This is a genomic window from Schaalia naturae, assembly GCF_042665795.1.
In the GTDB taxonomy this organism is placed as follows: domain Bacteria; phylum Actinomycetota; class Actinomycetes; order Actinomycetales; family Actinomycetaceae; genus Pauljensenia; species Pauljensenia naturae.
The window spans coordinates 2899131-2920624 of sequence record NZ_JBHTEF010000001.1; the positions used below are offsets into that span (position 1 = coordinate 2899131).

General features: G+C 71.5%; 16 protein-coding genes. 11 read left to right on the forward strand and 5 right to left on the reverse strand.

What is annotated here, in order from left to right:
- Positions 1-15: 15 nt before the first annotated feature.
- From ACFQWG_RS12725 to ACFQWG_RS12735, 3 genes are all read right to left on the reverse strand, one after another.
- Positions 16-1275, reverse strand: coding sequence for an FAD-dependent oxidoreductase (locus tag ACFQWG_RS12725; RefSeq protein ID WP_380976341.1), 1260 nt, complete (start codon positions 1273-1275; stop codon positions 16-18).
- Between the two features lie 96 nt (positions 1276-1371).
- Positions 1372-2415 (reverse strand): hypothetical protein, encoded by a 1044-nt coding sequence (locus ACFQWG_RS12730; RefSeq protein WP_380975878.1) that lies wholly within the window; start codon positions 2413-2415, stop codon positions 1372-1374.
- Positions 2416-2466: 51 nt separating this feature from the next.
- Positions 2467-3093 carry a TetR/AcrR family transcriptional regulator gene (locus ACFQWG_RS12735; protein ID WP_380975880.1) on the reverse strand — a complete coding sequence of 209 codons (627 nt, stop codon included), beginning with the start codon at positions 3091-3093 and terminating at the stop codon, positions 2467-2469.
- A gap of 338 nt (positions 3094-3431) precedes the next feature.
- Here ACFQWG_RS12735 and ACFQWG_RS12740 point away from each other — a divergent pair, with 338 nt between their 5' ends.
- The 4 genes from ACFQWG_RS12740 (at position 3432) to rlmB (ending at position 12832) form a co-directional block, all read left to right on the forward strand.
- A complete protein-coding gene (locus ACFQWG_RS12740) occupies positions 3432-4661 on the forward strand; it encodes an MFS transporter (RefSeq protein WP_380975882.1) in 1230 nt (409 codons plus the stop codon).
- Between the two features lie 76 nt (positions 4662-4737).
- The gene (gene cysS / locus ACFQWG_RS12745; protein WP_380975884.1) at positions 4738-6195 is read left to right on the forward strand and encodes a cysteine--tRNA ligase; all 1458 of its coding nucleotides are present in this window, start codon (positions 4738-4740) and stop codon (positions 6193-6195) included.
- Between the two features lie 209 nt (positions 6196-6404).
- Positions 6405-11612 (forward strand): S8 family serine peptidase, encoded by a 5208-nt coding sequence (locus tag ACFQWG_RS12750; protein WP_380975886.1) that lies wholly within the window; start codon positions 6405-6407, stop codon positions 11610-11612.
- Between the two features lie 224 nt (positions 11613-11836).
- Positions 11837-12832, forward strand: coding sequence for a 23S rRNA (guanosine(2251)-2'-O)-methyltransferase RlmB (gene rlmB / locus ACFQWG_RS12755; RefSeq protein WP_380975887.1), 996 nt, complete (start codon positions 11837-11839; stop codon positions 12830-12832).
- Positions 12833-12847: 15 nt separating this feature from the next.
- Here the strand turns inward: rlmB and ACFQWG_RS12760 are convergent, their stop codons facing one another.
- Positions 12848-13687, reverse strand: a complete 840-nt coding sequence (locus tag ACFQWG_RS12760; RefSeq protein ID WP_380975889.1) for a TrmH family RNA methyltransferase — start codon at positions 13685-13687, stop codon at positions 12848-12850.
- 187 nt (positions 13688-13874) lie between these two features.
- Here ACFQWG_RS12760 and ACFQWG_RS12765 point away from each other — a divergent pair, with 187 nt between their 5' ends.
- The 7 genes from ACFQWG_RS12765 (at position 13875) to ACFQWG_RS12795 (ending at position 20071) form a co-directional block, all read left to right on the forward strand.
- A complete protein-coding gene (locus ACFQWG_RS12765) occupies positions 13875-14933 on the forward strand; it encodes a DUF559 domain-containing protein (protein WP_380975891.1) in 1059 nt (352 codons plus the stop codon).
- Positions 14934-15105: 172 nt separating this feature from the next.
- Positions 15106-16125 carry an SPFH domain-containing protein gene (locus ACFQWG_RS12770; RefSeq protein WP_380975893.1) on the forward strand — a complete coding sequence of 340 codons (1020 nt, stop codon included), beginning with the start codon at positions 15106-15108 and terminating at the stop codon, positions 16123-16125.
- Between the two features lie 49 nt (positions 16126-16174).
- The gene (locus tag ACFQWG_RS12775; RefSeq protein WP_380976372.1) at positions 16175-16468 is read left to right on the forward strand and encodes an AT hook motif protein; all 294 of its coding nucleotides are present in this window, start codon (positions 16175-16177) and stop codon (positions 16466-16468) included.
- 127 nt (positions 16469-16595) lie between these two features.
- Positions 16596-17879, forward strand: a complete 1284-nt coding sequence (locus ACFQWG_RS12780) for an adenylosuccinate synthase (RefSeq protein ID WP_380975895.1) — start codon at positions 16596-16598, stop codon at positions 17877-17879.
- 18 nt (positions 17880-17897) lie between these two features.
- Positions 17898-18695, forward strand: coding sequence for a hypothetical protein (locus tag ACFQWG_RS12785; RefSeq protein ID WP_380975897.1), 798 nt, complete (start codon positions 17898-17900; stop codon positions 18693-18695).
- A 1-nt stretch (position 18696) separates the two neighbouring features.
- Positions 18697-19287: a hypothetical protein gene (locus tag ACFQWG_RS12790; RefSeq protein WP_380975899.1), complete on the forward strand. Its 591-nt coding sequence runs from the start codon at positions 18697-18699 to the stop codon at positions 19285-19287.
- 538 nt (positions 19288-19825) lie between these two features.
- Complete coding sequence (locus ACFQWG_RS12795) at positions 19826-20071, forward strand: hypothetical protein (RefSeq protein WP_380975900.1); 246 nt, start codon at positions 19826-19828, stop codon at positions 20069-20071.
- A 7-nt stretch (positions 20072-20078) separates the two neighbouring features.
- On the opposite strand, the gene ACFQWG_RS12800 is transcribed toward ACFQWG_RS12795, so the two are convergent.
- Positions 20079-21314 (reverse strand): hypothetical protein, encoded by a 1236-nt coding sequence (locus ACFQWG_RS12800; protein ID WP_380975902.1) that lies wholly within the window; start codon positions 21312-21314, stop codon positions 20079-20081.
- Positions 21315-21494 lie beyond the last annotated feature (180 nt).

A 21494-nucleotide genomic window follows, 5' to 3' on the forward strand; every position in this document is an offset into this window, starting at 1 on the left:
CCTCGTCGATGGGCCTCAGCCGAAGAAGCGGTCCACGATCCCGCGCGAGTAGTTCGTCGTCTCGTCCATGTCGCCGAAGCTCATCACCTCGCCCGCGTAGTAGGTGCGGCGACGCCCCTGCATGCCCTCCACCTTCGCGTACCAGCCTGCGGCGTAGTCCTCGGAGCTGACGTGGGGGAAGTAGTACCAGGATTGCTCGTCGAGGACCTCCTCGACCCAGAGTCCCCAGCTCTTGAGGTCCGCGAGGACTGTCTCCCGGGTCTCCTCCACGCTCAGCGGCGGCTTGCCCGGGTAGTTGCGCAGCGCGTAGGTGACGATCGGCTGATCGGGTTCGCCCATGTAGCGCACGTAGAACACCATCGGGTGCCCGAGGCGGTCCCCCGTCATGTTGTCGGGGATGAAGGAGGACTGCTTGGGGAGGTTGCGCACCATGATCGCGTGCGTGACGTAGTCGTTGTGGAGGATCTTCGCGAACTCCGTCCGCTCGTCTTGGTCGGCGTCGGCGAGCGCGGCGAACTGCTCCAACGGCGTGGTGACGATGAGCTGGTCGTAGGTCTGCGTGCCCGCCGGGGTGGTGACGTGGACACCGTCCTGATCGCGGACGACCGCGGTCACGGGCGAGTTGAGGACGGCCGGGTGCTCAAGGACCTTGTTGAGGCCCTCGAAGATCGACTGCGTCCCGTCCTCCCATGTCCACAGGTCGTTGGTGACGAAGGCCTTGGCTGTGGGGATGTCGAGGTACTTGAGGACGTAGGCGGCGGGGACGACCTCGAAGTAGCCGTACCCGAAGGAGGTGAACGGCTGGGCGTACAGGTCGGTGAGCGCGGCCACGCCGTTCTTCTCGAAGAACTTGCTGAGCGGCAGCGCCAGGTCGGGGTAGAAGGTGCCGTAGTGGCCGTTCGCGTCGTAGCCCGGGTACCTGCTCTTGAGGATGCGATCCAGCTTGTTCAGCTGGTACATCAGGCGCGCGCCCTTCCACAGGTTGAGGCCGGTGAAGGGCCGGTACAGCTTGCCGTCTGGGCGGCGGAAGTCGGTGTGCGCCAGCGACTCGGGCCCTCCCTCCGGGACGCCGGCGGCCGCGCCGAGCTCCTTGACGGTGTCGTAGTTGGGCACGCCCATGATGGCGCCCATCTCGATGCTCTTGCCGCGTAGCTTCGGCGAGTACGTCTTGCCGCCGACCCGGTCGTTCGCCTCCAGGACCGTGTAGTCGTGGTAACCCTTCTTCTGGAGAAGTAGGCGGCGGCCAGCCCGGCCGGTCCGCCGCCGATGATACAGATCCGTTCATCTTTCGTGTGCATGGGACAACTCCTTCATCCGTGTTCAGATCGTGTGAGGCGGGGGCGGCGAGGAGGCCCGTCCGCCCCCGCGGCCTCACTGGAGGCCGTACTCGCGCAGCACGTCCTTCTGGCGCTCGCGCGCCAGGCGGTCGTTCTGCTTCGGCGTGTCCGGGGTCCAACCCTTGCTCGCGTTGTTCGCCGCGATGTCGGGCCGGTAGTCCTCCCCGGGGCGCGGCGGCCAGGCGGGGTCGTCGGTGAACGGCGCGCGCAGCGTGGCCACGCGCGGGAAGTCGCGCGAGTAGCGGGTCTGAGGGTAGGGGTATTTCTTCTGCAACCGAGGATCCGTCGCGTACGCGCGGCCCATGAGCCGCGCGTAGAGGCGCATCGCCGGAGGCTTGGGCTCCTCGTGGCGGGCGGAGGACTCGATCTTCTTCGACAGGCGGCGGTTCATGATCTGTCCGCCGGAGTCGATGACGAGGCCCATCAGCGCATGGACGACCGGGTTCGTGTTGGGACCGACCAGGATGTTCCACCGGCAGTACAGCCGCGTGCGCCTCCCGCCGTCCAGAGGTTCCAGAGCATAGGTGTAGTTCCACTTGGTGAAGTCCATGAGCGGGGTCAGGATGAAGCTGCCGCCCGGAGTCCACGTGGGGTCGCGGCTGTCGCCGTACCACACCAGGTACTTGCCGGGCACCATGTCGGCGACCTCGCAGCCCCACCCGGCGTAGCTCCAGGCGAAGAGGTCCCCGGGCGCGTAGGCGTCGGGCTCCTGGTACTCCGGCTGGATGTTGTACATGTTGTCCACCGACATCCCGAACAGCTTCTCGAAGAACGTGAAGCTGTAGAAGCCGGCCTTGGCCGGGTGCAGCTGGTAGATGTGCTTCCACACCTCCTCCACCGGCGCATCGAGATCGGCGACCTGGGTCATGCGGGCCGCCCCCGGCTCGGGCACCAGGTCGTCGCCCGGCAGCGTCATGGCCTGCTGCTCGGGAGTCGCCTTGATCTGGTCGGCGTACAGTGCGACGGCGGCTTTCATGCCGCCGTAGACGGCGCCCGCGGCGGCGGTCGGGGCAAGCAGCGCCAGCGCCGCCGTGCGGAGCCTCCCGCCGGCCCTCGTCGTACCCGGTGAATGCGTCATCGTCTTCTCCTTCGACTCCGTGGTAGTGTTCGATGGTTCCCCTCGGCGGGCTCACGCGTCCGTGCGCATGCCATGTCCGTTGGGAAGCTGCGGGGTGCGGGCGAGCTGGTCCAAGGTCAGCTCCTTGAGATGGAGCGACTGGTAGACGATGCCTGCCAGCACGACGTCGGGGATCTCGGGGTGGAGGCGCATCCGGTCGACGACGCCATGGAGCAGGACCAGGCAGGCGTCGCGCAGATGGGCGACGGGCGGACCGTAGGCCGACATGTAGCTGGCCAGCGTCGTGCGGATGAACTCGTCGGCGAGCTGGTCCACGACCCGGTCGGTGAGCCGCACGTGGAACCGGGCGTTCTCCGGCTGGTCCATGTCCGGGATCAGGGGCGGGTCGGGGAAGAGCAGTTCGCGCAGCAGGGCCACCCACTCGACGGCCGTGTGGTGGACGTGTCCGCGGCTACGGTGGGCGTCCCACTGGTCGAAGCGGGCGACCATGTCGTCGACGACCTCCCCCAGGACGGCGTCGATGAGCGAGTCGCGCGTGGGGAAATAGTGGTAGACGAGTCCCCGGGTCACTCCCACGGCGGCCGCGACGTCTCCATAGGTGGTCGCCGAGATGCCCTGCCCGTGGGCGAGACGACGCCCCGCCGCGATGATCGCGGCCCTGCGATCGACGGCCTTCATGGTCCGCCCCCTGACTTCGCTGTCGCTCTCAGGATAGGCATTATTGACACGGTGTCAACGTGGACGTTGGTCCCTGTCGCCGAGTTCGGGCAACCCGGCGGGTCGGTCGAGCTCGGCGGCCGGCCGTCCCGCCCCGCGGCCGGCGGGGCCGCCCTCGTCCCCGGGTAGTCTGGCGCCATGACCATCCCTTTTCGTGCCGGCCAGGCTGTTGATGTCCATACCTTGGCGTCTTCGCCGTCGTCGATGGCGTCGGCGTGCGCTGGTTGGGTGCCGGTCGATGCGACGGCGCAGGTGACCGGGGACCGGCCGCGGATGGCCCAACGCCTGGGAGAGGCCGCATGACGGTGCGTTCCGGCGACCCTGCCCGCATCGCGTGGGGCGCGCTGGTCCCCGTGCTGCTGGTCACCGCCTGCCTGCGCGCGCCCATGTCGTCGGTGAGCCCGCTCGTGGACCTCATCGGCTCTGACACGGGGCTGGCCGCGTGGGCGCTCGGACTGCTCACGACCGTGCCGCTGCTGGCCTTCGCCGCGGTGTCCCCGTTGGCCGGCCGCTTCGCCGGGAGGCTGGGCATCGAGCCGGCGATCGCCGTGTCGCTGGCAGTCCTGGCCCTGGGAGTCGGCGTGCGCTCCCTGCCGTCGGTCGTCGCGCTCTATGCCGGAACCGCGCTGATCGGCGCCGGCATCGCGGTGTGCAATGTGCTGGTGCCCGCCGTCCTCAAGAGGGACTCCCCGCAGTCGATCTCGGCGCTCACAGGCCTGTACTCCGGGGTGATGGCCGGCGTCTCGGGCATCGCCTCCGCGTCCGCGGTCCCCCTGACCGCCGGACTCGCCGGGCGGTGGCGGCTCACGCTCGCCTTGGTCGCGGTGGTCGTCCTCATCGCCGCCCTCGCGTGGCTGCCGCGCCTGCGATCCGGGTGGACGACGCCTCCGACGACCGTGGCCGGGACGGGCGCGCCCGCGGCGGGACCCGCGCCGGGCGGCGGCGCGCGCGTGCTCCGATCCCCGGCGGCGTGGGCCGTGTCGGCCTTCATGGGCCTCCAGTCGGCGACGTTCTACATGCTGCTGGCGTGGCTGCCCACCATGGAGAAGGCCCACGGCCTGAGCGCCGCGACCGCCGGCAGCCATCTCATGCTGCTCATGGTCGTCGGCATCGCCGGCAGCCTGGCCATCGGCCAGTGGATGCAACGGGTCGACGACCAGCGGCTGCCCGCCGCGGCCACCGGCATCGCGATGGCCATCGGCGCCGCCGGCATGGTCGTGGCGCCCGGTTCCGCCGTCGCCTGGGTCATCGTCATGGGCGCCAGCCAGGGGGCGGCCCTGGTGGTCGCTCTGGCCCTGCCCGGGCTGCGCACCCGGACCCCTCAGGAGACCGCCGCGATGGCCGGCATGGCTCAGTCCCTCGGCTATCTGCTCGCGTCGGCGGGGCCCGTCGCCGCCGGTGCGGTCAGCGGCGCCGGCGGGTGGGACTCCGTGCTGTGGATGATCGCCGCCCTGGCTGCCGCGCAGGTCGCGGTGTCCTTCCTCGCGGCCCGCCCCCGCCTCCGTCCCGGGGCCAGATCCCGGTCGTGAGGGCGGGCGGCGCCGCCCTCGTCACCTGATCTCGGGGGATCCCAGCCCTCCCAGCGCTCCCACTACGATGGGCCGTATGACGGTGCACCTGTACGACTCGAAGACCGCGCGCGTCCAGTCGTTGGATCCCGTGACACCTGGACATGTCGGGATCTACTTGTGCGGGGCGACGGTTCAGGGGTCTCCGCATGTCGGCCACCTGCGCAGCGCCGTCGCTTTCGACGCGCTCATCCGCTGGCTGCGCCGGGCCGGCCTGGACGTGACGTACATCCGCAACGTCACCGACATCGATGACAAGATCCTCGCCAAGTCCGCGCAGGCGGGCCGCCCGTGGTGGGCGTGGGCCTACCGCTTCGAACGCGAGTTCACCGACGCCTACCGCATCCTCGGCGTCCTGCCCCCCACCTACGAGCCACGCGCCACGGGCCACATCCCCGACCAGATCGCGCTGGTCCGACGGCTCATCGACCGCGGCCACGCCTACGCGGATCCGGCGTCGGGCTCCGTCTATTTCGACGTGCACTCCCAGCCCGACTACGGCTCGCTCACCCGTCAGCGCCTGGCCGACATGCGCACCACCGAGGACGACGCCCAGATCGACGCCGCCGTCGAGGCGGGCAAACGCGATCCCCGGGACTTCGCCCTGTGGAAGGCCGCGAAGCCGGGCGAGCCCGAGACCGCGCAGTGGGACTCGCCATGGGGCCGGGGGCGCCCCGGATGGCATCTGGAGTGCTCGGCGATGTCGCGGCGCTATCTCGGCGAGGAGTTCGACATCCACGGCGGCGGCATCGACCTGCGCTTCCCCCACCACGAGAACGAACAGGCCCAGTCGCACGGGGCCGGCTGGGGCTTCGCGCGCCTGTGGGTCCACAACGCCTGGGTGACGACCAAGGGCGAGAAGATGTCGAAGTCGCTGGGCAATGTGCTCTCGATCGAGGCGCTGACGCGCGACTTCCCGCCCGCCGTCCTGCGCTGGGCGCTGTCCACCGTCCACCACCGCAGCGCCATCGAATGGGGGCCGGAGACCCTGCCTGCCGCCGCGCTCGCCTGGGAGCGCTTCTCGGGCTTCGTCGGACGCGCGATCGACGTGGCGGGCGAAGTGCCCCTCGAGGAGGTCCGCGCCCTGGCTCCCGACGAGCTTCCGGAGGCCTTCTCCGCCGCCATGGACGACGACCTCAACGTGGCGGGCGCGCTCGCTGCCGCCCACGAGCACCTGCGCGCCGGGAACACCGCTCTGAGCGAGGGGGACGCTCCCGCCGTGCGCCGCGAGCAGCTCCTCGTCCGCTCGATGCTCGACATCCTCGGGCTGGATCCCGCCTCCCCGCAGTGGCGCGACACGCTGGGGGCGGGCGCGGGGTCCGGCGGCGCCGAGCACGAGGCGCTCGAGGCGCTGGTGCGCGCCGTCGTGGAGGAACGCGCGCAGGCGCGGGCCGCCAAGGACTGGGCGAGGGCGGACGCCCTGCGCGATCGGCTGGCCGCGTCGGGCATCGTGCTGGAGGACGGGCGGGGCGGCGCCACCTGGCGGCTCGCCTGACCAGTGCGCCCGGGGCGTGCCTGGACCCCGGGACGAGGGCGTCCCTGCGGTGAGAGCCGGCGCCGTCACGGCGGCGGGCCCATGTCCAGACCTGACCGCATGGCGGGACGGCGACAGGCGCGGACGTCCATCCTGCGAACAGTTGGTCACGACCTTGGAAAGAAAGGTTGATGATGTCGAAACCCACACAGTGAGACGACGGAGAACCGATGAGACGCGCGATCACAGCGTTGATCGGTCTGGCCGCCAGCGCGGGCCTTGCCGTACCGGGCATCGCCTCCGCAGCGCCGACTGAGTCAACCAGCCCAGCCCACGACCCCTCCCAGGCGGTGACGGCCTCGACCCAGACGGTCCGCGTCGTCGTGACCCTGGACAACCAGCCCGCCACGGCGTCCAGCGGCGCCGAGGCCGCCAACCTCGCCCAGCAGGACGCCCTCCTCGACACGTGGTCCGAGGCCTTCGGGCTCACCGTGGACCGCCAGTTCGGCTACCTGGTCAACGGGTTCTCCGCGGAGATCCCCGAGGACAAGATCCCGGCGCTCGCCGCCGCGCCCGGCGTCGCGACCGTCCAGCGGTCACGGGAGTACGTGCCCACCGACGAGCATTCCTCCGAGCTCGTCCAGGCCGCCGCGGCCGGCCGGTCCTACGGGGTCGACGGGTCAGGGCTGGTCGTGGCCGTCATCGACACCGGCATCGACGCCTCCCACCAGGACATGCGCCTGGACGCCGACGCGCAGGACGACGTCGCGATCACGGACTACGACGCCTCCAAGGGCTTCACCCTCAAGGTCCCCTACGGGCACAACTTCGCCGACGAGAACGACACGGTCAAGGACACGACCTCCTCTCAGCACGGCATGCACGTCGCCGGCATCGTCGCCGCGAACGGCGGTTCCGAGGACGCCAGCCCGACCACCACCGGCACCGTCAACGGCATCGCCCCGAACGCCCAGCTGCTGGCCATGAAGGTGTTCTCCAACGCCCCCGCGAAGTCCGGCAGCGCCTACGACGACGACATCATCGCCGCCATCGAGGACTCCGTGAGGCACGGGGCCGACGTCATCAACATGTCGCTGGGATCGGTCGGCGGTTTCACCGACTCCGACTACGGCATCCAGAGGGCGGTCGACACGGCCACCGAGGCCGGCACCTTCGTCGTCGTCTCGGCCGGCAACTCCGGCCTGCGCGGCTCCAGCTCGGGTGAGACCGAGGACTACTACGGCTACCAGGACAGCGCCACCGTGGGAGGGCCCTCCACCGCGTTGAGCGCCCTGTCGGTGGCCTCCGTCGAGAACAGCGTCGTCACCTCCGAAAAGGCCAGCGCCTACTGGAGCGGCACCGACGCGGCGGACCTGTCCTTCCCCTACTCCCACCAGGCGGGGGACCTGGTCACCGCGCCGACGGAGATCGTGGACGCGGGATATGGCGGTGCGGTGTCCGACTTCGCGGGGGCCGAGGGGAAAATCGCCCTGGTCCAGCGCGGCGAGTACAGCTTCGCCGACAAGATCGCCAACGCCTTCGAGGCGGGCGCCGACGGGATCCTCGTCTACAACAATGAGGGGGGCGGCGACGAGATCGTCAGCATGGCGGGGACCGAGGGGGCCACGGGCTTCGTCGGGTTCGCCGGCCACTCCTATGGCAGCCAGATCGCCGAGCAACTCCAGGCCGGCCACACGGTCAGGGTGACCCTCACCGCCGACGCCATCGAGACCGGTAACGCCGCGGCGCTCACGCCCTCCGGCTTCACGTCGTGGGGCCCCGCCCCCGACCTCGAGTTCAAGCCCGACATCGCCGGCATCGGCGGCAACGTCTACTCCACGCTCAACGACAACACCTATGGCTCGATGTCGGGCACGTCGATGGCCTCTCCGCAGCTGGCCGGCATCGTCGCGCTGGGCCTCCAGGAGTACCAGGAGCGCTTCGCAGACGCGAACGACGTCGATCTCAACGCGCTCTTCCGCACGGCCCTCATCAACACCGCCCAAGTGCTCGAGGACGCCGACGGCGTGCCCTACGCCCCGCGCCAGATCGGCGCGGGCCTGGCCCAGACCGAGGACGCCCTGGACACGAGCGTCTTCGCCACGGTGGACGGCGACGCCCACGTCGCCCTCAAGGAGGTCGAGGCGCCGCGCACGGTCACGGTGACGTTGACGAACAAGGGGGACGCCGATCTCGCCTTCACGCCGGGCGCGACCGCCGTCACGGAGACGCAGGACCAGGCGACCGGCAACGTGGTGACCGAGAACGCCTCCGACACCGTGACGGCGTCGGCCGGGACCGTGACCGTCCCGGCGGGCGGCACCACCACCGCCTCCTTCATGATCACGCCCGACACCTCGGCCGACGACCACTACCTCGAGGGATGGCTGGACTTCGACTCGGCGAGCGACACCCAGCCGGACCTGCGCGTGCCCTTCCTGGGATACGTCGGGGACTGGAACGCGGAGGACGTCATCGACCCCTACGCCTTCAGCGAGGAGGCGGTCTACCCGGCGCTGTTCGGAGGCGGCGAGGGCGCCAAGGATCCCTCAGTCGGCACCCAGCTGGCCACGGTGTCGGGCGGCGCCACCTATTACCTCGGTGACGGCGGGTGGATCTCGCCCAACGGAGACGGCCAGTCCGATGCGGTCCTCCCGCTGCTCACCCTCATGCGCAACGCGCAGCGGATCGACTACTCCATCCTCGACTCCTCGGGCGCGGTGATCGCCCGCCCGGGCACCAGCAGCGAAGTCTCCGCCCCCGCGCTGGCGGACGTGCTGGCGGGCAAGGTCAGCCAGTTCCACGTGGCCACCGAGGCGATGTTCGACGGCACGGTGTGGAACGCGAAGACGGCCGAGGACGAGACTCTGCGCGACGGCCGGTACGTCTTCCAGGCCGCCGCCACCATCGCCGACGGCTTCGCCGCCCAGGACCCGGTGTCGATGCCCTTCGGCATCGACACGGTCGCCCCGACGATCGCTCTGCAGAACACGGAGAAGAGCGGCGACGACCTGCTGCTCACCTACTCCTTCTCCGACACCTCGGACGCAGTCGACGGCGGCGCCGCGGGATGGTCCACCGCGATCGCCCTGATCGGCGAGGACGGATCCGCCAGTGCCGACGTCACGGCCAAGCCGAACGCGGGCGCCGCCAGCGGCACCTTCACCGTGAAGGTACCCGCGAGTGCCACGATGGTCCAGGTCACGGCCGTCGACCAGGCGGGCAACCCCTCCGGTGCCGACGTCCAGGCGTTGGCCTCCGGCCTGGCCGCGGTCGACCAGTCGGTCCTCACCGGTGGCCCGATCAATGGCTCGTCGGTCGGAGCGGACGGCGAGAAGCTGGTCGAGGGCGGGCAGCTCTCCCTGAGGGCCAGGGCCGGCGGCCAGATCGCCAGCGTGGCCGTCGACGGCGGCGCACCCGTCGCGGTCGACGCCTCGACCGGCCTCGCGACGCTCACCGCGCCCATCACGGAGGGGACGACCTCGTACACCCTCCAGGGCTTCGACGCGACGGGGAAGGCCGCGGGCGACCCCCTGAGCGTGGCCGTCACCTACGACGTCACCGCGCCGGAGGTGACGATCGGCTCGGCCGCGGCCAACGCCGACGGCACGGTGACGGTGGCCGGATCGGTCACAGACAACATCGCGACAGCCCCCTCCGTCATCGTCAACGGCAAGGCCTCCGCGGTGGAACCGGATGGCTCGTTCAGCGTGACGCTCGACGCGGTCGCCCGCACCCGCCGCACGGTGACGGTCACCGCGAGCGACGGCGTCAACCTGGCCCCCGCCCAGGCGGCTCGCATCGAGGCTCCGGCAGCGGACGGCGGATTCGTCCTCGACTCGAACGTCGATCCCGCCAACGAGATCGTGCACGCGGTGACGAGCGGAGACCCGGATCTCACCTACGCGCAGGATGGATCCGCTCAGTTCCACGTCACCGGCCGGCTGGCCGATCAGCCGCAGGAGTTCTCCATCGGTGGGGCCGACGTGACCGTGGCAGCGGATGGCACCTTCGACGCCGTCGTCCCGCTGGCCGTCGGCGTCAACGACACGAACTTCCGCCTGGTCGACTCCGACGGGACGCTCGTGTGGGACTACGCGGTCAAGTTCCTGTACGACGAGGAAGCGCCGGCCGTGACGGTCGACTCGGTCAAGCCAGGTGAGATCGTGGAGGACCCCGGCGCGACAGATCCGGCGCGCGCCCTCTCCATCCGCGTTCCCGCCGACGCCTCGTCGGCCCGGATCGTCCTGGCGGGCACGATCTCCGATGAGACCGCCAGCTACACGCTGACGGTGAACAACGACGCCGTGGCGAACCTCGAGACGGCGCTCTCCGACTTCGGGAACGCCACGGGCACCTGGAAGTGGAGCGGCACGGTCCACGACGGTGACACGATCCGCCTGGTCGCCACCGACCAGCTGGGAAACGCCCGTACGCTCTACATCGGCGGCGTCGTCCTCGACACGACGTCCCCCGATGTCACCGTCAACGGGGTCGTGGACGACGACGTGATCACGGCGGGGACGGAGACGCCCGTGACGGTGTCGACGAGCGACCCCGAGGCGACGGTGTCCGCCGAGTTGAACGGCGAACCTCTCGAGGCCGCAACCGAGGACGGGACCTCCGAGGTCGCGTTCGACGCGGGCGCGCTCGAGCCCGGCGCCTATGTGTTGACGGCCCGGGCGACCGACTGGGCGGGCAACGAGTCCGAGAAGGCGATGGCCTTCCTCGTCAACGCGGTGCCGGTCATCGACGGGCCGGACTCGCTCACCCTCAACCCGGACACGGACCTGCCCTTCGACCCCGCAGCGCACTGGAGCGTCACCGACGACCAGGACGGCACGGAGCTGGTCGCGGATCCGGAGACGCTGGCCCTCGGCGACAACACCGTCGTGCTGACCGCCACCGATTCCCACGGTGCGGCGGCGACCCGCACAGTCACCGTGACGCTCGCGCGTCCGGTCACGACGCTCGCCTCCGGATGCGTGTCGATGGATGCGGCGTTCGCGGCTGGCGACTCGCTGAGCGCGACGTGCTCGACCTCGGGCAACCAGCAGACGGTGGCGGTGTCCAACGCCAAGGGCACACTCACGGGCGTGCTCACGATCGCGAGCAGCCTTGACGTCCAGCGGGTCGAGCAGGTGGTCGACGGCCAGAGGCTGCCCGTCTCCTTCGAGAAGGTCGACGGCGGCGTCCGACTCACCGGGCCCTCCGACGCGACCTTCGTCCTGGTCGGCTGCGCCACGGCGGACACGCCCGGCGCAGGCTCCGACGGCCCGGGCGCGGCCGTGCCGATCGGCGGCGCGGGAGGCGGCTCCCGGCTGTCCTCCACCGGCGCGTGGGTGCGGCCGCTGCTGCTGGCAGCCGGCGCGCTCGCGCTGGGCGGGCTCGGCCTCGCCGGGTGGCGGCGAAGGATCGCGCATATGGCACGGCGCTGATCCCTGGGAGGAGGGGCCCCGCACAGGTGAACCCGTGCGGTCCTGGCCCCTCCTCCTCGGGCGTGGCGAGGACGGCCCTGCGGCAGCCTGGTCCGTGCGTCCTCTGGGAGCGCGGGTCTTGGGCGGGCGGGCCGCCCTCGTCGTGTGCGCGGGCGGAGGACCCGGCCGGATCCTCTACGCTGGGCGTGCTCCCGCTCCCGCGGGCGCATGAACGGGAGAGTGCGATGGCAGGGAACCAAGGGCGTCGCGGCGCGGTGCGCAAGCCGACGACGAAGAAAGGCGCGAGGGTCGGGACCGGCGGCCACGGCCGCAAGGCCCTGGAAGGCCGCGGGCCCACGCCGAAGGCCGAGGACCGCACCTACCATCCCGCTCACAAGCGCAAGGTGGCCCGGGAGAAGCGCGCCGAGCAGGACGCCGCGATCGCCCGGGCGCGCGCGAAGACCTCCATCAGACTCCCGGAGGGCCACGAGCTGATCGCCGGACGCAACCCCGTGGCGGAGGCGGTCCGCGCGGAGGTGCCCGTCGAACGGGTCTTCGTGATCGGCAACATCGCCGACGACCGTGTCGAGGAGGTCGTGCGCGCCGCCGCACGCACCGGCGCCCCGGTCGTGGAGGTGACGCGCCGGGACCTGGACGTCGCCTCGGACGGGGCCGCCCACCAGGGCGTGGCCATCGAGGTCCCGGCCTATCAGTACGCGCAGGTCGAGGACCTCATCGCAGACTCGATGCAGCAGATCGGCGCGCCCCTCCTGGTGGCGCTGGACCAGGTGACGGACCCGCACAACCTGGGGGCCGTGCTGCGCTCCTCGGGGGCGTTCGGGGCGGACGGGGTCATCATCCCGGAGAGGCGCTCGGCCGGCGTCACCACGGCTGCGTGGAAGGTGTCCGCCGGGGCGGCCGCGCGCGTGCCCGTCGCGCGGGCGACGAACCTGGTCCGCGCGCTCCAGGAGTGCAAGCAGGCCGGGTTCTTCGTCGTCGGGTTGGACGGCGGATCGGATGTCCCGATCCGTGGTCTGGGGCTGGCCGCCGAGCCGCTGGTCATCGTCACGGGCGCCGAGGGGACCGGCCTGTCGCGTCTGGTGCGTGAGACCTGCGACCAGGTTGTCTCCATCCCGATCTCCTCGCGCGTGGAGTCGCTCAATGCCGCCGTCGCCACGGGGATCGCCCTGTACGAGGTCGTCTCCGTGCGCGCCGGATCCCAGCGGGCCGCCGCCGAATAGGGGCCGCCAGGAGGGTCACTCGACGAGGGGGACCCGCCGTCGGTACTCGAACGCGATGACGGCGGCGGCCGCGGACAGGTTGAGCGAGTCCACCGCGGGGGAGAACGGGATGCGGACCATCGCGTCGCAGGCGGCCTGGAGCTCGGGGGTCATGCCGGCGCCCTCGTTGCCCAGGATGATGGCGGAGCGGTCGGGCAGCTCGGCCTCCCACAGCGACTCGGCGGCGCCGCCCGACGTCCCGATCAGGGCGTGCCCGCTGCGACGTGCCCACGTCACCAGGTCGCCGGCGCCGATGCCGGGCGCCAGGGGCACGCCGAACACGGACCCCATCGAGGACCGCACGGCTGACGGGGAGAACGGATCGGCGTGCGGTCCGATCAGCGTGACACCGCCCAGACCCGCGGCCTCGCACGTGCGGACGATCGTGCCGATGTTGCCCGGGGCGGAGGGATGCTCGAGGACCAGGAAAGGGCGGTCGCCGGGCAGCTCGTCCAGGCGATGGACGCGTCGGTGCGCCAGGACGACGACGCCGGCGGGCATCTGGCGCTGAGTGACGTGGAGGAAGACGGGCGCGGTGACCCGGGCGACCGGGACCCGGCGCGCCTGCGCCAGATGCTCGACGTCGGCCAGCGCGGGGGAGCGGTCCGGGTCGGAGACGATGATCTGCTCGATGTCCCAGTCGGGTGCGCGCAGGGCGCGGGTGGCGATCTGGACGCCCTCGGCGGCGAAGAGATCGCCGAAACGGCGGCCATGCCCGCCTCCTGAGTCCTTGAGCAGGGCGCGTGCCCGTTTGACCTGGGAGTTCGAGCCTGAGGCGATGACCGGGGGCTCAGGGGCGGACGATGGATGCGGCACTCCGGCATGCTAGCAGCGGGACCCCGGCGCCCGGCCCGAGGTTCGGCGGGCTGAGGGCGCCGGATCCGGCCGATTGAGGTGCCCAACCTCGGGTTGGGCGCTTGCCAGACGGGCGGGCGGGGCGCAGCCCGTCCACAACCCCTCCCGGAATGTTGTCAAACATAGTGAACTGGTATGAACTGTTGTCATGATCGATCTCTGGAAGGTCCGGGAGCATCTGGTTGTCTCCACGCGTGCGACGGCCAAGCGGTGCGCCGCCGCCCAACGCGGCGGTGAGCTGACGCGGGTGTGGCGTCAGGTCCTCCTCGACACGTCCTGCTTGGCGGGACTCGGCCATCAGTGGAGGGTTTTCGAGCTCGCCACCGTGGCACGGGCGTTCGCGGTGCAGATCGTCCTGGGGCCGCGGGCCGTCATCAGCCACCAGACCGCCGCTCTGTGCCACGGGGTCGAGGTGCGCGATGAGCTGATGGACGTGCACGTCTGTGATCCGAGAGCGCGGGGCGTGGGCAGGATGGTCCTCCCGCGCATCCAACTCCCGGACTTCTCGGCGGGCATCGGGATCGTGCCCGAGGCGCGTCTGCTGCGTCATCAGACCCGTCTCGATCCGGCGTGGATGCGAGAGGGGCCGGCGGGCCTCCGGCTGGTGGATCCGGTGACGGCAGCGGTGCAGGCGTCCATGGAACAGGCGCCCAGGGAGGGCGTCATCGTCGTCTCGGGGACGCTGCGGCAGTGCGCCGCGTTCAACCGGTTCTCCGAGAAGGTCGAGACCAGCCGGGCGCGGGAGGAGGAGGTCCGGGAACTTCTGTTCCGCCGTCTGCGGGAGGCTCCCGGACGCCGGGGTGTGCGGAAGGCTATGGCGGTGATCGCGGCGGCGGACGCGGCCTGCGAGTCCGTGGCGGAGAGGGAGCTCCTGTGGATCCTCAAGGCGGCCGGGTTCCGGGAGGTGCGGACCCAGGTGGTCCATGTGGCGGGGAGGAAGGAGTACTACGTCGACTTCGAGTTGCCGGAGCACCGCATCGTCGTCGAGTTCGACGGTGAGGGGAAGCGGGGGCGGTCCGTCGTGGAGATCCTGCGCTCCTACGACCGGGAGGCGATACGGCAGAAGGACCTTGAGGCGCTCGGGTACATCGTCCTGAGGGCGAAGGGCCGGGAGCTGAGAAGTCCGGAGCTCATCGTCGGGGAGATCGTCCGGCGGGCGGGGCTTTCCCGTCCTCCTCGGCCCGTCCGTCCGCTCGGCGGCCGATGAGCTCCTGGGTGTGCGCCCAACCCGAGGTTCAACGGCCTCGGAGATCGGAATCGGACCGGTCGGGGCGCTGAGCCTCGGGCTGGGCGCCCTCTGGCGGGCGGGCAAGCCGGTCCCATTGAAAAATAGATATCACTTTGATAGCCTCGTGGCATCCGAACACAAGGAGCCTGACATGCCCACTCCCCTCAATCCGCTCCCCGACGACCCGCGGCGGTCGGCCGGCGCCCCCCTCGTGCCCAGCGCGGCCCCGGAGGAGGCACCCGCCGCGAGCCCCGTCGGCCACGAGGGCACGCGCGTCGACATCGAGGAGACGCCGGCGCCCTCGGTCGGCTCCTTCGCCGCCCTGCTCGCGCTCGTCGCGATCCTGGCGGTCATGGTCCTCGGCGTCGTCCTGTTCGTCCGAGGCGCCATCGCCGCCGATGCCCAGCAAGGCGGCGCGCCCGGGCTCATCGGAGGCACCGTGCTGGTGCTCCTCGCCCTGGTCGCGTGCACCTCGCTCACCATCGTGGCCCCCGGCCAGACGAAGGTCCGCCAGTTCCTGGGACGCTACATCGGCACGGTCCGGCGCACCGGGCTCAGCCTCGTCCCCCCGCTCACCACCGGCAAGAAGGTCTCGGTCAAGGTCCACAACTTCGAGACCAACGAGCTCAAGGTCAATGACCTGGACGGCAACCCGATCAACATCGCTGCCATCGTCGTGTGGCAGGTGGCCGACACCGCCCGCGCCGTCTTCGCGGTCGAGGATTACGAGGAGTTCATCAAGACCCAGTCGGAGGCGGCCCTGCGCCACGTCGCGACCACCCATCCCTATGACGAGCCCGGAACGGGCGAGACCTCGCTGCGCGGTGCCACCGACCTGGTGTCGGCGGAGCTGGCCTCCGAGGTCGCCGAGCGTGTCGCGCTCGCGGGACTGGAGATCGTCGAGGTCCGGATCTCCTCGCTGGCCTACGCCCCCGAGATCGCCCAGGCGATGCTCCAGCGCCAGCAGGCGGGCGCCGTCATCGCCGCCCGGGAGCAGATCGTCGAGGGCGCCGTGACCATGGTCGACCAGGCCCTCAGCCGCCTGGAGAGCGAGGAGATCGTCTCCTTCGACGACGAGCGCAAGGCGCAGATGGTCTCGAACCTGCTGGTCGTGCTCTGCTCGGACCAGCGCACCACACCCGTCGTCAACGCGGGCTCGCTGTACGCGTGAGCCGGACGGACCCGGCGCTGCGGCCCCGGACCGGGAGGAGGCGCGCGTAGTGGCCGTCACGGACGAGGGCGATCCCCGGTCTGAGAGCCCGGTTCACGATCCGGGCGGAGGGGCGGGGACCGGCGCGGAGGCGAACGCCCTCCGGCGGCCGCGCGCCCGCAAGCAGGTGCTGCTGCGCCTGGACCCGGATGTGCACGCGGCCGTGGCCAAATGGGCGGCCGACGACCTGCGCTCGGTGAACGCCCAGATCGAGGTCGTCCTGCGCCGGGCCCTCAAGGAGGCGGGGAGGGATCCCCATCCTGCGCCGATGCGGGGACGAGGACGGCCGCGCGCCGGCGAGTGACACGGAGGCCGGCGGCCCACGATCCGAGCGAGGGCGTGAGGCAGCGCACCCTTCCCCTAGGATTGGCGGGGACGGTCCCATGCCGTCCTCGCGGGAACCGCCGCGACATCGGAGGAGGGGACGTCCAATGCCAGCCGTCATCGTGCTCGGGGCCCAGTGGGGGGACGAGGGCAAGGGCAAGGCCACCGACCAGCTCGGCAGCCACACCGATGTCGTCGTCAAGTACAACGGGGGCAACAACGCCGGGCACACCGTCGTCGTCGACGGGGAGAAGTACGCGCTGCACCTGCTCCCCGCCGGCGTCCTCAGCCCCGGGGTCACCCCGGTGATCGGCAATGGCGTGGTGGTGGACCTGGAGGTCCTGTTCCAGGAGATCGATCAGATGACGGCGCGCGGAGTCGACTGCTCGAAGCTGCTCGTCAGCTCCAACGCCCACATCATCGCGCCCTACAACCGGGTGATGGACCGGGCGAGCGAGAAGCGGCTGGGCGAGCACCAGATCGGCACGACGGGCCGGGGCATCGGCCCGACCTACGCGGACAAGATGAACCGCATCGGCCTGCGCATCCAGGACCTCTTCGACGCCGAGTCCCTGGCGGGGAGGGTCCGCGCGGCGCTGGCGGACAAGAACCGGCTGCTGTCCGCCTACGGCCTGGACACGATCGACCCGCAGGCCATCACCGACGAGCTCCTGTCCTACGCGGACCGCGTCCGCCCGATGGTCGCCGACGCCTCCCTGGTGGTCAACGACGCCCTCGACGCCGGCCAGACGGTCCTCTTCGAGGGCGGACAGGCCACGATGCTCGACATCGACCACGGGACATACCCGTTCGTCACCTCCTCGAACCCCACCGCCGGCGGCGCGCTGACCGGCACGGGCGTGGGCCCGACCCGCATCGATCGCGTGGTCGGGGTTGCCAAGGCCTACACGACGCGTGTCGGAGAGGGGCCGTTCCCCACCGAGCTCACGGACGAGGTCGGGGACGCCCTGCGCGACAAGGGCGGCGAGTTCGGCGTGACGACCGGGCGCCCGCGGCGCACCGGCTGGTTCGACTCGGTGGTGGTGCGCTACGCGACGCGCATCAACGGCCTCACCGACATCTGCCTGACCAAGCTGGACGTGCTCACCGACTATCCGTCCATCCCCGTGTGCGTCGCCTACGAGGTCGATGGGCGCCGGTGTGAGGAGATGCCGCTGGACCAGGCCGCGTTCAACCGCGCCGTCCCCGTCTACGAGGAGCTGCCGGGCTGGACCGGGGACATCACCGGCGTGACGTCCTTCGAGGACCTGCCCGCCAATGCGCGGGCCTACATCAGGCGTCTGGAGGAGCTGTGCCGCTGCCGCATCTCCTCCATCGGGGTGGGGCCCGGGCGCGAGGAGACGATCGTGCGTTTCCCGCTCCTGGGGTAAGGCGGAGAGGTCCCGGGAATGGGCTCCGGCGCCATCGACGAGGTCGGCTCCGCGCCTGAGGGCGCGGAGCGGTCCGGCGCGCCTCGGCCGCCCGGCGGGGCGGCTGCGCCCGCTGGAGGTCCGTCGGGCCCGCTGTGGCTGCGGTTCCTCAAGTTGTTCTCCGACCTGGTCAATCCGGTCAACATCGCGATCCTGGCGGGCCTGGCGGTCATCGCCGTCACGGGCGTCTTCGGCGGATGGCGGGCCGCGGAGGAGGACCCCGAGGCCCTCGCCGTCGTGGAGGAGGGCGCGCCGGCCTCCGCGGACCCGTTCACCATCACGATCCAGGAGGCGTTCTGGACCGCGGATGCCGCCCCGCTGGGCTGGCAGCCGGAGGACACGGTCTCGCTGGTCGTCCGCGCCCACGTGGAGTCCTCCTTCGACGCCCCCGTCCCGGTCTCCCAGCTGTGCCAGAGCGTCGTCGCGATCATGCCGGGCGTCGAGGCGGCGTCGGGGCAGGCCTCCCAGGCCGAGGGCCTGGACGTCGCGGGCCAGTCTCAGCAGTCGGGAGGCGGCGTGCCCGCGGGACTCGTCCCATGGGCCGCCTACCGGGTGGTGGACGGCGCGCACGAGCGAGCCGTCCAGCCGGGCATCCCCCAGGACTACTGGCTGGTGTGGCAGGTCCCCGCGGACTCCCCGCAGCCGGATGCGCTGCGGATCGTCCACACCCGCGCGACCTGGCGGGCCTCCAGCCTCGACGGCGGGATGTTCTGGGCGGACCGCACGGCCGTGTCCACCCAGGAGATCGCCGTCGCCCCGACCGGGAAGGTGGACTGACGTGCCTCGGTGGTCCCTTCCGGCCTCGGCGGCCACGACCGTCGTCATCCTGGCCGGGCTCGCGCTCGGCTCGGCCATCGACCGTGCGGTGCCGTCCTCGGGCGACGTCCTGGACGAGCCTTTCGTCCACGAGGTGGTCCTGGGGCAGACGGCCCGGCTGCGCACCGGTGCGGTCACGCCCGTCGCGGTGCGCACCGCCCGGTCGATCCAGTGGTACGGCGAGACCTACGGCACCGCGGGGACGTGGGTCGTGCTGACGATGGACGTCGAAGCCGCGGGAAAGCCCCGCGTGTTCGCCGGATTCGAGGCGCACGGGGCATCCGGGCGCACCTACGCCGACGCCGTGGGGCCCACCGGATGCTCGACCGCCCAGCCGGGAGTGCCGCTGGAATGCACCGTGGCGTTCGAGGTCGCCTCCGACGACGTCGCCGGCCTCGTCGTCGGCATTCCCGCCGAGGGCGTCCCGGGCTCCCCGTCCGATGATCTGGCGATGGTCGACCTCGGCCTCGACGAGGACGACCCCCTCGTCCGCGCGCCCGAGGACCTTGTGAGCGTGACGGAGGCGGCCGTGCCCGGAGGGGAGCAGTCATGAGGGGCGAGGACGCCGGAGGGCCCATCGGCGCGCAGGCGGGAGCGGACTCCGCGGCAGGCGGGGAGGACCGCGCCGATCCGCTGGCCGGCCCCGCCGGTCCGGCAGCCGACCGGGCGGCGCCGTCGTGGTGGCGGGCGAACCGCTGGTACCTGGCGGCGCTGGCCCCGGCGTTGGCGCTGGCCGTCGCGGCCAATCTCTTCCGCCTGGTGGGCGTCGCGCTGCCATGGATGGCCCACGACCAGGTCCGGGGCGACCGTTCGGTCGCCATCGGCACAGAGGACTCCGTGGTGGTGTACCCGCAGGGCACGGGCGCGGACTACCGCGCCACCCTCACCGTGGACAGCGTCGTGCCCGCGACGGCCGTGCCGGCGGCGTCCGACCTGGACCTCGAGCTCTACGGCCAGGCCGTCGCCATGCCCGGCGCGCGGCTGTGGAAGGTCACCCTGGAGGTGAGCGCCCCGCCGGAGATGGTGCTGGACGAATGCTCGGTGGAGCTGACGGGGCCTGACGGGACGCGCTACGGAGCCCAGGGGGGAAGATGCGCGGCGGCGAGCCCTACATCGACTACGCGGCGGGGACCTGCGTCCCCCTGGACGCGCCGGGGCCGACACTCGACTGGCAGACCTTCACCTGGGTCGCCGCGGAGGTCGAGCGGCCGGATGCCTACGAGGTGCAGACCTTCGTCGCGGTGCCGTCGGCGGTCACGCCGTCCGACGTCCGCGTGGACATGGGGCGGCTCAGCGGGGAGTCGGGGACCGCCTGGGTGATGCCCACGGGCCTGTGACCCGCGGTCAGGCGTCTTCCGGGGCCTGTTCGAGCCTCCGGGCGGCGATGGTGTTGACGGCCGCGGCCAGGAGCGCGACGGCGACCACGGTGTAGACGCCCCTGGCGGCCATATCCGCGATGGGCGTCAGCGAGTAGGCGACCAGCTGCGACTGCGGCCCGATGAGCGCATGCAGCAGACGCGCCGTCAGCATGCGCAGGTGAGAGGCTCCGGCGAGGACCAGGCAGAGGAACACCATCGGCAGGACACCGGCCACGGCGATGCGGCCGATGGCCGTGAGCGCGTTCTGGATGGGGCTGACGACCGGCTCGACCACCTGGGAGGCGGCGCGGCGCATGGGGTTCGGGATCCTGTGGAGCCTCCGGGTGACCTCCTCCGGCGTCGCCAGCGGCGAGGCGTCGGGCAGAGAGGTGCCGTAGACGGTGGCGCCGACCGCCATCCAGGCGACCGGGACGATCACCAGCGCGCCCATCGACGAGATGACGGCGGCGACCTGGTCGATGGCGGCCTGCGCGGCCCGGCCGAGGGGGCCGAGCACGTCGATCGCGGTCTGGAGGGCGTCGGTGAGGCGAACGATGACGGCGCGCGAGCCCACCCACTCCTTGAGCGAGTCGATCGATCGCGTGAAGGCGGTGGCCAGCGTCACCATCCACAGGGCCTCCAGGTAGCCGGCGAACGCGGCGATGCCGAGATGGCGCCGGGACAGGCCGAACCCCGCGATCACCTTGCGCACGACGAGCGCGGCGATGACGATGACGAGGTAGACGCTGTCGGGCGTGTCGCTGAAACGCCCGAAGTCGAGCGCGTCGAGGGAGCTGTTCATCCACTCGTCGGCAGTGGCGTCGTGGATGGCGGAGCGGGCGTCCGCCGCGAGCATCCCCTGGGAGGCGTAGACCGCCAGGAACGGGATCAGCACCTGGACGGCCACGGTGATGTCCGCCCGCAGGCGCTGGCGCGGGCGGTCTGGGCCCACCGACTCCCGGAGCAGGGGGAGGGCCGGCGCGACGGCGCGGAGCATGAGGACCATGGCCACCAGCATCGAGATCGACGCCAGGGGGATGAGCAGCGTGCCGCCCAGCGACCAGAGGTCGGAGACCTCGACCGCCAGCCACAGGAACCCGGCCCGTGCCGCGGCGCCGAGGAGGTAGATGACGAGGAGCGCCGGCCAATGCCGGGCCAGAGCGTGCGCCGCGTCGACGACGATGGTCCCGAGGGATCGCCCGGCGTCGGCCACGAGGTGCATGACGCAGATCCTACGTGGGCCGGATGCGGCGCGGCGTCGCTGTCGGAGATCTGGGACACCGACCCGGAAGCGCCTGTCGGCGCGAAGGCCGCTCGAGGCGGCAATAGTTGGAGCCCGGGGCTTACCGAGCCGGTGCCGTGCTCCAGCATACGGCACGTGGGGCGCCCGCCGCGCGCGGCA